Below are 14,033 nucleotides of genomic sequence, written 5' to 3' on the forward strand. Positions count from 1 at the left end.
TCAAACAAAATTTCCTATTTTATAAAAGTGACTACGCTTTTAATCAAATATAGAGGAAACGGAGCAACCTTGAATGAAACTCCATGCCCAATTTTTACGGCTTCACTCCCACGCAGCTGACAACAAGGACGATAACCATACCATAGAGACGACGCTGGATGAGCTTGCGGCTATTTTTGACTGTACTCACCGCAACGCCTTGATGATCATTCAGAAAATGGAGCAGCATGACTGGATACAATGGACTCCCCGCCGAGGCAGAGGTCGTCGCTCCAGTCTGCGCTTCCTCATTCAACCGGAAGACATTGCCGTGCAATCCATGATGCAAGCCATAGACCGCCATGATATCAAACGCGCGCTGGATGAAATTCGAGTCCATTCACGCTCCTCCACCATGCAGGAGCATTTGCAAGGCTGGTTGCTGAATTATTTTGGGCATCACGCAGAGGTGCGCAGTGATCAGCAGCAGATCGACACGCTGCGTCTGCCTATTCGCCAGCAGCTCTATACGCTGGACCCGTTGTATTTGAACTGGCTCGCCGAGTCCTTCGTATCCAGCCACGTCTTTGATGGTCTGGCCCGCCGGGCGAACGAAAGCGGCGAGATTTTGCCGGGATTGGCGCACGCTTGGGAGGTGGACACCACTCGTACACAGTGGACCTTTTTCCTGCGTAAAGAAGTGCTGTTTCATAACGGAAAAATACTGACCGCTGAAGACGTCGTCTATACCTTTGAGCGACTGAGTCGGGCGCCGGGAAGGAGACTTTACCATTTTATCGTCCGGCAAATTCAGCACGTCCAGGCGTTAAGTCCGACGATAGTACGCTTCGTACTAAAGGAGCCGAACGAGCTGTTTCTATCCTTCCTGTGTACCAGCCGGGCTGCGATTGTGCCGCGTGAACTTAATCAGGTGGGTGAAGCCGCCTTTGGCATCCGCCCTGTCGGTACAGGGGCTTTCAAAGTCACGGAAATGAACGAAAGCCTGTGTACACTGGAGGCTTTCGCACCTTATTTTCAAGGCCGGGCTCATCTGGACCGAGTGGAAATTGTCCAACTCCCATGGGCGACTAAGCTGGAATCGTCGGATACGGAAGACACCGCTTCTTCTTTTCACATTATCCATAATCCCGTATCGGCGGGAGATACGGATACCGCATGGAGCCAGATTCACTCGGCGGCTTCGGTACGCAAATTTATCACATGTAATACACACAAGGATGGACCACTACGCAATCCAGAAATACGTGCCCGCATTGTAGCATGTCTGGATCATCGCTCCCTTCCTCCAGCAGTGGATTCATCTAACGATTCTTATGAACCACTGGCGGCGCTGCAAATTGCTACCATTCCCGAGTATAAAGCAGACGCAGACCGGGTTGCGGCTCAGCTCGAATCCTGTGGGTATACCTGTAACATCGTGGCTGCATCTATGAACGAATTCAAAAGCTCATCTATCCGTATGGAGTCAGACTTAATCATCTTTTCTCTCTTTCGTGACCGTGACGAGCAATTACGCCTGTTTGACTTGTATCTCAATGTATCTGGGCATGTGGAGCCTCATAGCCGTGTGGATATCGAAAGACTGCTGCGTGAAATTGCACGGGAGGCCGATCATACTGTTAGGGCGCAGCAATTCGAACATATCGAAACTCGGCTCATGGATGAGCACCAGCTGCATATTTTATATGAAAAGCCCGTTCAGACGGCCTATCTCCCTTCTGTACGTGGCGTATCTTTTAACAGTCAGGGCTGGGTGGATCTGCGTCATGTCTGGTTTCCGCCTGCTCAACTTCCAGCTCCCCACTCTTGACGGCAAAAGTGCTCCTTCAAATGCACTTCACATCAAAAAAAGGTATCCTCTTCTTCATAAGAGAATACCTTTTTGAATGCCGCTTTCTAGATCCTCTAAGCGGATGGTTCAAGGGATGAAAAAGCCCATCCCCCCAACCCATGACTGTGGACGTCGCTAGGATCTTCCATAGGGGGAGTAACGGGTGAAAAATTCAATAGGACAAAAACATTAAATGCGAGCAGAGAAAAAACGATCTTTTTTATCATGGATGTACTCTACCTCTCCAAGTAAGTTTTTATATTCCTCTTTGTCCTCAGAAGTGGCAGTATGCCGATACTTTTCAAATAGTCCTACACATTTAATGGTGACAGGATTACCATTCAGCACTACAGAATAGGAAAGACTCTCAAGCAAGAATTTCATGCCTTTGGTATAACGGTGTTTGTTGAGATCATAACAAGCCATCTCTGCCAAAAATCGTGCATAAAGATCTGCTGACATTTGCTCCGTATAGGTGCCTACCTTGACATGCTGATCTGCAAATGCCTCAATTTGTTTTTCAAAGTGCAACAGTACATGATCTACATTAAAATCATAACGGTTGGCCGCTACCATAATTTTATGCAACCCCACCAGAATTTCGCCTTCGTTTTTTTCCAAATAATCCACATATTGCGGAATCACATCCAGGCTGCCTGACATCAACTGATACAAATACCCGTTGGCCTCAGCCCAGTTGCTACAAAGGGCCTTCAAACGCCGAGCTTCTTCCGTATCCTCTTGCACCCAGCTCAAATCAGAGTATAGCGATACATACTCCAGCGCCTTCTGATAATCCCCGCGCTCATCCCACACCCCGGCACGCAACACGTAAGAGTATACAATATACATAAACAAAGGACCCTTAGGTTCCTTGCCACGCTCCGGTCTTCTGGTATTTCCGTATTTTTGCTCGTATTGTACCTTGGCTTTTTGAGCCATTTTTTCAGCAAACCATTCTACTTTATCCCAACGCCGCAAGGAGGCATAGGTATTAGCCAGGTCTCTTAAGGCATCCAGTTGGTCTGCTTCACCCAGTCGGTCCACAAAGCTTTCGAAGTGTGTGGCTGCCCATAAATTTTCGTCCTGGTCATCGCCAACGGCAATCGTAAATAAACGATATTGGCAGAGCGCCAGACGCTCTGAATGTTGGTACTTCTCACTTTCGGAAACATTTTTATAAATAATTGCCGCAGCCTCAAGCTTACCTTCACTGAATAATTCTTCTGCTGTCTCAAACAAAGCTGGGGCGTATATGAGATAGTCCATCATAAACTCCACGACTTGCTTAATACAATCCAGTTTGTTCAGCTCTGCACAGCGATGCAAAAAGGGACGAACCCGTCGCCAATTCGGTGCCGTATTCCGTATAAATTCATCAATGTATAACTCATAGAGGCTCCCTTCTTCAAGCCCCATGCCTGCACCAATCCGATCCAACAGCAGCATCGCAATCGGACGATTACCGTTAATAATGGCACTGATCGTTCCTGCATTAATACCTGTGTTCTCCCCAAACTTACTAATCGTAATTCCTTCTCGTCTGATGTACTGCTCCAGCTCTGCGCGAATTGTGGTTGTTTCCTTCAAATCAGGCACCCCCAGGGATTACTTGCATGATTACAATACAAAAAAAGAAAATTCCCGTGAATATTCCCTTAATTATACAAAAGAAAGCCCACTTAGCCAACCGCTCAAGTAAATTTATATCAAAAAATTCAATAATTCTCCGAATTGCCGTATACTACGGGGAGGTGAGCCGAACAGCTACACCCAATCGGTACGCAGGAAAGGATACGACAAATGGACAACACCCCTACAACAGAACAAGAGATTGCACAATGGATGGTCGCGCAGATCCGTGAAGTGGGCACCCTGAAACAAGAAGATGCAATTGCATATGTACGCTCTGAGTATGGAGAGTAGTATGTGTTTATAAGCGAGCATGGTCATGTATCTCTGGAAAAAGAAATCAAAAAAGCATTCCGCAAGCTTCATGGTGGCAGAATTGCCTGGGATCGTGACGGATTTCTCTGGGCCTGGACTTAACAAGCAAAGCATCTGCCCTAGGCAGGTGTTTTTTTAATCATTTATCCATATATCCTCTGGAGTCGGTTAATTTCTTCCTTCACAAACTGTCGGAGTGTTACAGGCTGTTTCAAGTTCGCCGTATAACCCTCCATTAAATAAATTCCGCCCTTCGGGCCGGATGCGGTAACAATCGGAACGCCGGCTTCAGCCAGGAGATCGATGTCCCTGTAAATAGAGCGTACAGAGGTTTCCAGTGCCAACGCCAATTCTTTGGCCTTCATTCTCCCTCTAGATTCGATACATAATAAAATCGCGATTAAACGATGCAGTCTCACAATCATACCTCCACAATAGATGGTTAACCCGAATTGAAAAGATGATGCAAAGATTGTTGACACCCTGTTGGCAGTAATAGGTGTGTATCATAGAAGTAAAGGGGTGTAATGGATGATGAATATTGGAATATTGGGGACGGGATTCGGCGCGTATCATGCCTCACTGTTAAACAACCATCCCAAAGTAAACAGAATCATGGTATTTGGAAGGAACGAAACCAAGCTGCAAAAGCTGAAAGAGGAGCTAAACGTAGAAGTCACACAAAATATAGAGGATATTCTGCTGGACCCAGACGTGGATATCGTCGATCTATGCCTGCCCTCCCAGCTGCATAGGTCCTATGCCGTGGATGCGCTGAAGCACGGTAAGCATGTATTTTGTGAAACACCGGTTTGCTTTGATCTCGAAGACGCTCTTCTTATGCAACAAGCTGAGAAGCAATATGGTAAAAGGATTCTGGTCAACCAGTTCATTAAGTTTGATCCGGCCTATACCTATCTGTATGAGGCATACCGCCAACAGAAATACGGGAAGCTCATCTCCTTATCTTTGAAAAGAGAAACGCCTCCTCTGTGGGGGGATCTTGGACTAAGCTCCATTCCTACTCAGTTCATGAAAGGCCAAGCTGGCATTTCATGAAAGCGACGAAAACGATCTTATACCTACCGCATTATATGAGTATACCGCATCAGGACAGCAAAAAATCAACCTCGAATCTGCCAATCCATATGAAAAAAGTTTGGATCATGCACTTGAATGCTTTGGCGGACATTCGGAAAGCCTGATTCCACTGGAATCGGCTGTACAAACGCTGAAAGTGGCTATTGAGATTACAAGCAGACTGGGGCAAGCCCAGCGTTAATCCCGTATTTTTTCTTATGCCTGTTCTTATCTACGGAAATCAGCTTCCTATAAGGAAGCTGTATCCGCAGGCAAGGAAACTTCGTCTGCGTAGTTCGTTGCCATAATCTTGGCTACCCCTGCCGGGTCGGTCGTCTGTCCCAACGCCCACATCATTTTCGTCACCAGCGCTTCCGTCGTCATGTCATACCCCGGAATAACGCCCTTCTCCAGTACCTTTTGCCCCACTTCGTAAATCGTCAAATCCCCGCCCTCATAAGGACATTGAGTAGTCACGACAATACTCATACCGTCCTTCATCAGCTCCTCGATTTTGCTGATCAGGCTTCTTTCTTTAAAAGGAACGCCACCCATACCAAAGCCCTCAATGACGATACCTTTATAGCCCAAGCCCTGAATGGCATCGAAAATCGCCGGATTCGTACCCGGAATCAGCCTGAGCAGAAATACCTCCGAAGCATACCCGTCGTTGTATGGGTGACGAGTGGTACCGCGATTTGCAAATACGCCCTCCGTATAGACCACCTTACCGTTCTCCACGAGTCCGATATACGGATAGTTAATACTCTCAAAAGCATTATAGCTGCGTGTTCTGATCTTCGAGCTGCGGCTGCCGTTAATAATTTTGCCGTTAAACACGACAAAAACCCCGGCCACCTCGCCACATGCGGTCAGGAATGAGTCGATTACATTTTTTTTGGAATCGCTGTGCTCCGCCAAAATGGAAACCTGCGAACCTGTCACGACGACGGGTTTGTCTACGGTTCCCAGCATGAAGCTCAAGGCTGAAGCCGTATAAGCCATCGTATCCGTGCCGTGTGCAATGACAATACCGTCGTATTGATCGAGCGAACGATGTACCATCCGGGCGATAGAAGCCCAATCCTCAGGTTGTGTATTTGTGCTATCAATGCTCATCAGATTGTGGGCATCAATCTCGCAAATCTCCTTCAGCTCCGGAATTTCCGCCAAAATATTTTCAGCCGATTGGGTCGGTGTCAGGCCGTTTTCCTGATAGGAGGAAGAAATGGTCCCTCCGGTATTAATGAACAAAACCTTTTTCATATGCCAATGTTCCTTCCCGATTACATCTTCACTGTATTGTTCTTAGAATTTATCATGAATAAGTGTGATAAGCTACTTTGTAATGGAAAAGAATTGGTGATATGGGGGCCAAAAAAGCACGACAAACAAGCGCGGGCTTTCCTTCCTCCTGCGACTTGTCTAACGTGCTTTTTACTATAGGTGCAATACTCTACAGCGCTGCACATACCTATAGCCCATCTACGTACTTCTTATGGGGATACAGGCTGCTCCTGTGGCGCTCTCTGTACCAACGCTTTGCCCAGAAACTGCCGTGTCCGTTCTTCCTTCGGATTGGTGAAAAACTGCTCGACGGGTCCCTGCTCCACGATCACGCCATGCTCCATTAGTACAACCCGATCCGCTACATCTCTCGCAAAACCAAGCTCATGTGTGACAATAATCATCGTATTGCCTTCACTCGCCACCTTTTGAATCACGGACAGCACTTCATCCACCAATTCAGGATCAAGTGAGGATGTCGGTTCATCGAACAACAACACCTGTGGATTTAGTGCTAAAGCACGGGCAATCGCAACTCGCTGCTGCTGTCCACCCGAAAGCTGGGCAGGATAATAAGTCATACGATCCTTTAACCCGACCTTTTCCAGAATGCCTTCACTGATCTCTCTCGCCTGCTTACGATCCAGCTTTTTCACACTGGTCAGACCAATCATCACATTGTGGAGTGCATTCAAATTTTTAAACAACTGATATTGCTGAAATACCATTGCCGTTGCCATCCGTAGTCCGAGAATGTCCTTTTTTCCCGCCTTGGCGGCATCGACCTTTACACCGTCAATTTCAATAACACCACTGGTCGGCTGTTCCAAAAAATTAATGCTGCGCAGCAGCGTGGACTTCCCCGATCCGCTTGGGCCCAAGATCACTACGACTTCTCCCTTGCCTACCGTCAGGTCTATGCCCTTCAACACGTGATGCTGTCCAAAATGCTTATGAATTTGATGAAGTTGAATCATACCCTTACTCACTTCTTTCGTAAATTCGAATACGCTTCTCCAGCACGACAAGCCCGCGCTCAATAATAATGCACACCAACCAGTAAATCAGAGACACCGCAACATATACCTCAAAAAAAGCCAACGCTCGCGCGCCCATAATTTTAGCCTGTCCCATCATATCGACGACACCAATCATAAAAATAAAAGACGTATCCTTCACCGTACTGATCAGCGTGTTTCCCAAATTGGGCAAAGCGACCGTCAACGCCTGCGGCAATACAATTTTGAGCATAATTTGTGTTTGGCTCATACCGATGGAATTGGCAGCCTCAAATTGTCCCCGGTCGACTGAATGAATCGCCGCCCGGAACGTCTCCGACAAATATCCCCCGAGGTTCAATGAAAATGAGAGCAACGCAAACAGCTCGGGCGGAATGACATAGACATTGAATTGCTGTAAGAATCCATACTCGCTCTGGAAATAATACAGAAACTTGGGTATTCCGTAATATACGAGAAACAACTGCACAATGAGCGGTGTTCCCCGAATGTACGAGACATACAACGTAGACAATGGCGCCAAGACAGGCACCTTGTATATCCGGATTAAGGCCGTAGCTAACCCGATGATCCCACCCAGCAGCATGGACACAAACGCAATCCATAAGGTCACGGGGAGATACTCGACGATCTGGGGAAGGCTTTTCAGCATATAATCAAGATCAAACAGCTTTTCCATAGGAACCCCACTTTACCCTTTACATTGTTATTACTGAGGAATAAATTCTCCACCTGTCCACTGTTCAGACAATTTTTTCAGTGTTCCGTCCGCTTTCAGCTCTTTAATAATCGGGTCGATTTTAGCTTTCAGCTCTTCGCCCTGCTTATCCTTTTTGAACACCAGGTTGATGTTATCGCTTTGCACCGGCTCACCCACAGCTTCCACCTGCAAGCCTTCCTTCTTGATCGTTGCCGCCGCCATAACCGGATCATTCACATAAGCGTCCACTCGGCCATTTTGCACGTCTTGAAGGTTATCGGACGAAGTACCTGTATCATTGTATTTCAAAATAATTTTATTTCCGTTCTCCGCATTATACTGTTCCAGCAACTGTGTGTAGGAGTCGCCTACCGAGGCCGCTACCTTCTTGCCCTCCAAATCCTTGAGGGAATGAATATCCGTTCTACCCTTTTTCACAATAATAACCGACTGAGCCGAGAAATAGGACTCATCCGAGAACAAATACTTCTTCTCACGTTCGGGATTTTTGGCAACTTCATCGGCGATCATCTGAACTTTATTTGAATCTAGTGCAAGGAATATCGCATCCCAGCCCGAAGGTACAAATTCAATCTTATAGCCGTCCAGCTTCTTGTCGATCTCCTTGACTACTTCCACATCGTATCCAGTCAGCTCGTTTTTATCATTCGTAAAAGCAAACGGTGGGTAGTCATTTTGTGTGCCGACATAGATTACCTTATCCCCCGATGCCGCATCCTTCGAGGAACATCCACTCAAGGCACCCGTTAATAACACAAGAGATAGGCCAATCGCTGCTACCAAAGCAGATTTCTTCATATTATGACATCCCCTTTTTAATATCCAAGTAATTTACTATGATTTTATATTATAACGGGTTATTCAAATAATACAACAAGTAAATTTCATATTGATTATTTAGCTATATGTTGCACAAAAAAAGGACCCTTGCGGGTCCAATGTCATCCATGAAGCGGAAAACGCTCTGCTGGATGTTCCGGCAAAATGGACGAGATCAACCGTCGTACAGCCGGATGAGCAGATTCAAAAATCTGATCCTTCTCATCACAGCGCTCGATCAGTCTCCCCTGCTCCATCACAGCAATGCCATCGCAGACAGCATAAGCTGCCCGAATATCATGCGTGATGAACAGATATGACAATCCAAACGAAGATTTCAGTTCTCCCAGCAGGGATAAAATATGCATCTGGTGAACCATATCGAGGCTGCTGACGGACTCATCCAGCACGATCAGCTTTGGTTTGAGCGCAATCGCCCGTGCAATGTTGATCCGCTGCAATTGTCCGCCACTGAACTGATGCGGATATTTAATCCGATCCTCCGGCTTGAGACCGACCCGTTCCAGTAGGCTTTCGACCGTTCTTTTTTGTTCCTGCACCGATAACCGTTCGTAATTGTCCAATGGCTCCCCAATAATCTGCCCGGCGGTCATTCGGGGGTTTACAGCAGAGTAGCAGTCCTGAAATACGACCTGCATATCCCGTCGCATTCCCCTGCGGACTTGAGGGCTCGCATTATAAATGTCCTGTCCCTGGAACAGCACCTGACCCTCCTGCGGCTTCTCCAGCCCCAGAATAACCTTGCCCAGCGTGCTTTTACCGGCTCCACTGGTTCCAAGTAAGCCTAGGCAAAACCCACTCTCTATAGTAAGTGAAACGTTAGCCAACACAGGGGGGCGTGGTTCAGAACGGCCCAGCCATTTGCGCCTTCCATAGCTATGAGTTACTTTCTTCACTTGTAGCATACGCATTCGCTCCCCTTTTGAAAGTGTAACTGTCGAACAGGCGACTAACCACCTACCTGATTCATGCCCCGAATGGACAACTTGGGTCTGACTTGTAGCAGCATTTTGGTATATTCATCCTGCGGGTGATCGAACAACTGATGGACCTCAGCCTGCTCAACAATACGACCCTGCTGCATGACAGCCACTTCATCCGCCAATTGGGAAATGACGCCCAGATCATGCGAGATCAGCAAAATGGACGTATTGTATTCCGTACGCAAGCGATCCAGCTCTCTTAGCACCTGTAGCTGATTGACCACATCAAGCGCCGTCGTTGGTTCATCCGCAATAACCACTGCTGGGCGCAGGCACATGGAAATGGCGATCATGACCCGTTGCAGCATCCCGCCGCTCAACTGAAACGAATAACGCTTCATCAGCTTGGCTGGATCGGGCAAATTCATATTTTCCAGAGCCGTTATGGCAAGATCACGGGCCTGTCGTTTGGTTAATCCGGTGTGCGTGCGGACCGTTTCCATAAACTGAGCTCCGATCGTATACACTGGCGTAAAGGCGCTCATCGGATTTTGCATAATAAATGCGATTTCCTTGCCCCGAATACGCCGCATTTCCTCGGCCGCCATTCCGTTCAGTTCACGCCCGTTCAGACGGACACTACCTTCCACGTCCATCGTCTGGCGATCCAGCAGTTGGAGCAACGCTTTACAAGTCACCGTTTTGCCGCTTCCACTCTCACCGACAAGACCCAGAACTTGTCCCCTTTTCAGCTCAAAATGAGTTGGCTCCAGCAGAGATACCGCCCCGGCATCGGTTTTGAGCTTCACCTGTAAGCCGCTGACCTCCAGCACCTTCGCCCTGTCGTCCATCGTTGTAACTCACTCCTGTTTTACTGACGTTTGGCAATTCCGTATCGGTCGGACAGCGCCTCCCCCAATATATTGAAGGCCATCACCACCACCAGAATCATAACTCCCGGATAGATCATTAATTCCGGATGACTGCGAATGTATCCCGTTCCCTCATGAATCATGGCTCCCCATTCAGGGGTCGGCGGCTGAATGCCTAGACCAAGGAACGACAACGCGGAAATATCCATGATCGCCCAGCCCATTTCCAGCGTACCAATGACCACAATCGGCCTTAGTACATTTGGAATGATATGCCGGCGGATAATGGCCCCTGAGGAGGACCCGCTAATCCTTGCGGCAGCTATAAAATTTCGTTCTTTCAGACTGACGACCATATTGCGGCACATTCTGGCATAATACACCCACTGCACCATCATTAAAGCAAGCAGCACCTGCATGAGGCCCGGCCCAAAAATACCGACAATGCCCAGCACAAGCACCAAATTCGGAAACGCCATAATACCTTCGCAAAACCGCATCAACACACTATCGACCCAGCCACCCACATAACCTGCAAGCGACCCGATCACAACGCCGATACTAAGCGAGGACAGGAAAATTAATGTCGCAAAGCCGAGGGAAATCCGCGCTCCATACAGCAACCGGGATAAATTGCATCGACCCAAATGATCGGTCCCCAGCCAGTATTCTTTCGAAGGTCCCTCCAGCTTGTGCAGTAAATTGACTTTAACCGGATCATGGGGAGCCAGCCAAGGAGCTAGCGCCATAATGATAAAAAGAGCAACCAGTACGACAGAGCAGACCACGATTACCTTTTGACTTTTGAACATTGTACGCAACCTTATCATCACTGCTCTGCTCGTCCCTTCGATGAAATTCGGGGGTCCATATACAAATGCACCAGATCAACGAGCAAATTGCATACGATGAACAGGCATGCCGCCAAAAACACATAGCATTGTATGACGGGAATATCCCGGTTAAAAATCGCTTCCACAAAATAACGGCCAAACCCGGGCCATGAAAACACCTGCTCCACAATAATTGTTCCGGTCAGAAGCTTGCCCAGATTCATACCCATACTTGTAATTAGTGGAGCAATGGCAATTTTCAGTACATGCTTGAGCATGATCACCCGCTCACGGATTCCTCTAGTTCTGGCATACTGCACATACGTTTCCTGAAGCTGCTCCAACACACTGGAACGCAGCAGGCGCGTATATAAAGCAATCAGAACCAGCGACAGGGTTAACGTGGGCAACACCAGATGCTGCCACGTTCCTCGCCCCTCTACAGGGAGCCAATCCAATCGGACAGAGAAAAAGAAGATTAACAAATATCCCAGCCAGAACTGGGGTATAGACGCGCCAAAATATGAAATTCCTCGACTAAGCATGTCGATCCAGCCATTTTTACGCATCGCCGCCAGCACGCCCAGCGGAATACTTACCACAATAGATAGCAACATACTGCTCACAGCCAATTCAAAAGTGGCGGGCAGCCGAACCTTGACCTCATCCCACACCGGCTTGTTGGTTAGATACGAAGTACCAAAGTCCAATTGACTGATTCTTTGAAGTGTATGCATATACTGCGTCAGCAAAGGCTGATCCAGCCCGAACTCATGTCTTTTCTGCTCCAGAATCTCTGGAGTAGGGTAAATATGAGCAGCCGTCAAATAGGCCTCGGCCGGATCAACTGGTGAAATATGAATGAGTGCAAAGGTAACGAGGGTGGCAAAGAGAACAATAGGAATGACCGCTACCATTCGCTTCCCGATATAGCTGATCATGAGTTGTCCTCCTATCCTGTAAACTACCGTTACCTATCGGCTTCAGCTACTTTCCGATTTCAATTCCCTCAAACGGATTTTCATCCCGATTAGCCGGGAATACAAAGTTTGTAATCTTTTTCTGGTACACTGCCGTTTTCTTAATATACGAAATAGGCACAATGGCAGATTGCTCCTGGAGCGTCTTCAGAATCGAAGCATACAGCTCTTGGCGCTTGGTTTCATCTGTCGATGAGAGCGCTTGGTATACTTGCTGATCCAGGTCTTTCTTCATCGGAAGGGCGCTCAGCACCTCGGAAATTCCGAAGCTCTTCTTAGCAATGACATTAATAAAGGAATGCGGATCATAAGGCGCACCATAGTTGTACCAGAAGTACAGATCAAACTGGTTGGATCTAAGGCGCTTAATTTGAACCGTCAGCTCCAGTCCGGTCAGGTTTACTTTGACACCCAGTTCTCCCCATTCAGCCTGAATGGTTTCAGCCATCGCCTTTTGGATCGGATCAGTCTTATCAAAAATCAGCTCAAAATCCAGCTGTTGTCCGTCTTTTTCCCGTACTGTACCGCCTGCAGGCAGCTTCCAGCCAGCCTCATCCAGCAACGATTTGGATTTTTCCACATCATAGCCAACAGGCTGTAAGTTTACATTCGTATACGGATAGTTTTTGGATAAAACCGTATCCGCTGTTTCCTCCAGACCTGAGGTTACACCTTCCACCATTGCCTGCTTGTTAAAGCCATGCTGGAGTGCCAGACGTACCCGAAGGTCTGCCAGCTTGGGATTGGATGAGTTGAGTAACAGGCTTCTTGTACCGACAGGCTCGGACAGCGTGGTAACATACTGATTCGTGTCGCGAAGCTGTTTGAAAGCATCCAGACTAATGACACCCTCTCCATAAATCAGATCCAGATCGCCTTTTTCAAAGGCCATTACACGGGTTTCGCCATCGGGAATGATTTTTACCGTAATTTTATCCACCTTTGGTGCAGTGCCCCAATAATTTGGATTACGCTTAAAGGTTGCATATTCATCTTGCTTGTATTCATCCAGCATCCAAGGTCCTGTACCTACAGGTTTCTTGATTCCTTTGGACGTATCTCCATCATCCGGGAACCCCGCTTCACCCAGAAAACGGAACGGGCGAACGACAGACAAATCCTGAAGCACTGGGTAGTATGGTTCTTTGAGTGTCATTCGGAAGGTGCTGTCATCTACAGCTTCAGTTTTGTCGAGAACGCCTACTATACCAAGCCAGCTGTGCGTTTTCTCATTTTTCATAATAGCGTCAAAGTTCTTTTTGACAATGGCTGCATTAAATAGCGTTCCATCCGAAAATTTCACACCTTTGCGCAGCTTAAACGTATATATCTTGCCGTCCTTGGAAATAGTCCAGGATTCAGCCAAAGCAGGCTCCAGCTTGCCTCCTTGCTTGTAGCTGACTAACGGCTCATAAACCATGGATTGTGCAAAAAGTTGGGAAGGATTGTATACGTGAGGATTCATCGTACCAATGTCACGCGGCCACGATAGCGTGATCGACTTTTCATTGGCAGCTCCGTTAGTAGAGGTGGATGCAGGTGTGTTCTCCTGCTTCGCGCAGCCCAAAACAACGGATAATAAGAGGAGCACCACCAACATAAGGGTGGCAGTCTTGCGGTGTCGAACGGACATCAATGTATTTCCCCTTTTCTATATATGTGATAATGATTATCATAATCATATTTAGAATAGGTACCAC

The 14,033-nt window shown here is 47.5% G+C and carries 11 protein-coding genes and 3 pseudogenes; 3 read left to right on the plus strand and 11 right to left on the minus strand.

Annotated features, from left to right (window positions below):
* Positions 1–73 precede the first annotated feature (73 nt).
* On the plus strand, positions 74–1,810 hold the full coding sequence (locus AOU00_RS11825) for an ABC transporter substrate-binding protein (protein WP_039271905.1): 1,737 nt from the start codon (positions 74–76) through the stop codon (positions 1,808–1,810).
* A 210-nt stretch (positions 1,811–2,020) separates the two neighbouring features.
* Here AOU00_RS11825 and AOU00_RS11830 read toward each other — a convergent pair whose 3' ends face one another.
* The gene (locus tag AOU00_RS11830) at positions 2,021–3,421 is read right to left on the minus strand and encodes a transcriptional regulator (RefSeq protein WP_039271907.1); all 1,401 of its coding nucleotides are present in this window, start codon (positions 3,419–3,421) and stop codon (positions 2,021–2,023) included.
* Positions 3,422–3,634: 213 nt separating this feature from the next.
* Here AOU00_RS11830 and AOU00_RS11835 point away from each other — a divergent pair.
* Positions 3,635–3,880 (plus strand): annotated as a pseudogene (locus AOU00_RS11835) (DUF6953 family protein).
* A 104-nt stretch (positions 3,881–3,984) separates the two neighbouring features.
* Here AOU00_RS11835 and AOU00_RS11840 read toward each other — a convergent pair.
* Positions 3,985–4,197 (minus strand): annotated as a pseudogene (locus AOU00_RS11840) (helix-turn-helix transcriptional regulator); the annotation flags it as partial.
* A 112-nt stretch (positions 4,198–4,309) separates the two neighbouring features.
* Between AOU00_RS11840 and AOU00_RS11845 the strand changes: the two are divergent.
* Positions 4,310–5,060, plus strand: a pseudogene (locus tag AOU00_RS11845) (Gfo/Idh/MocA family protein).
* A 47-nt stretch (positions 5,061–5,107) separates the two neighbouring features.
* On the opposite strand, the gene AOU00_RS11850 reads toward AOU00_RS11845, so the two are convergent.
* The 9 genes from AOU00_RS11850 to nikA form a co-directional block, all read right to left on the minus strand.
* The gene (locus tag AOU00_RS11850; protein ID WP_039271910.1) at positions 5,108–6,124 is read right to left on the minus strand and encodes an asparaginase; all 1,017 of its coding nucleotides are present in this window, start codon (positions 6,122–6,124) and stop codon (positions 5,108–5,110) included.
* A gap of 230 nt (positions 6,125–6,354) precedes the next feature.
* The gene (locus AOU00_RS11855) at positions 6,355–7,122 is read right to left on the minus strand and encodes an amino acid ABC transporter ATP-binding protein (RefSeq protein WP_029518797.1); all 768 of its coding nucleotides are present in this window, start codon (positions 7,120–7,122) and stop codon (positions 6,355–6,357) included.
* Between the two features lie 4 nt (positions 7,123–7,126).
* Positions 7,127–7,843, minus strand: coding sequence for an amino acid ABC transporter permease (locus AOU00_RS11860; RefSeq protein WP_013312615.1), 717 nt, complete (start codon positions 7,841–7,843; stop codon positions 7,127–7,129).
* Positions 7,844–7,873: 30 nt separating this feature from the next.
* Positions 7,874–8,683 carry a transporter substrate-binding domain-containing protein gene (locus AOU00_RS11865; RefSeq protein ID WP_039271912.1) on the minus strand — a complete coding sequence of 270 codons (810 nt, stop codon included), beginning with the start codon at positions 8,681–8,683 and terminating at the stop codon, positions 7,874–7,876.
* 143 nt (positions 8,684–8,826) lie between these two features.
* Complete coding sequence (gene nikE / locus AOU00_RS11870; protein ID WP_039271913.1) at positions 8,827–9,636, minus strand: nickel import ATP-binding protein NikE; 810 nt, start codon at positions 9,634–9,636, stop codon at positions 8,827–8,829.
* 38 nt (positions 9,637–9,674) lie between these two features.
* Positions 9,675–10,499, minus strand: a complete 825-nt coding sequence (locus AOU00_RS11875) for an ABC transporter ATP-binding protein (RefSeq protein ID WP_039271915.1) — start codon at positions 10,497–10,499, stop codon at positions 9,675–9,677.
* A gap of 20 nt (positions 10,500–10,519) precedes the next feature.
* Positions 10,520–11,350 carry a nickel ABC transporter permease subunit NikC gene (gene nikC, locus AOU00_RS11880; RefSeq protein WP_039271917.1) on the minus strand — a complete coding sequence of 277 codons (831 nt, stop codon included), beginning with the start codon at positions 11,348–11,350 and terminating at the stop codon, positions 10,520–10,522.
* The gene (gene nikB / locus AOU00_RS11885) at positions 11,350–12,294 is read right to left on the minus strand and encodes a nickel ABC transporter permease subunit NikB (protein ID WP_039271919.1); all 945 of its coding nucleotides are present in this window, start codon (positions 12,292–12,294) and stop codon (positions 11,350–11,352) included. The genes nikC and nikB overlap by 1 nt, the downstream gene beginning before the upstream one ends.
* Positions 12,295–12,340: 46 nt before the next feature.
* Positions 12,341–13,966, minus strand: a complete 1,626-nt coding sequence (gene nikA / locus AOU00_RS11890; RefSeq protein WP_069290676.1) for a nickel ABC transporter substrate-binding protein — start codon at positions 13,964–13,966, stop codon at positions 12,341–12,343.
* Positions 13,967–14,033: the final 67 nt, after the last annotated feature.

This window comes from Paenibacillus polymyxa (genome assembly GCF_001719045.1).
Classification (GTDB): domain Bacteria; phylum Bacillota; class Bacilli; order Paenibacillales; family Paenibacillaceae; genus Paenibacillus; species Paenibacillus polymyxa_B.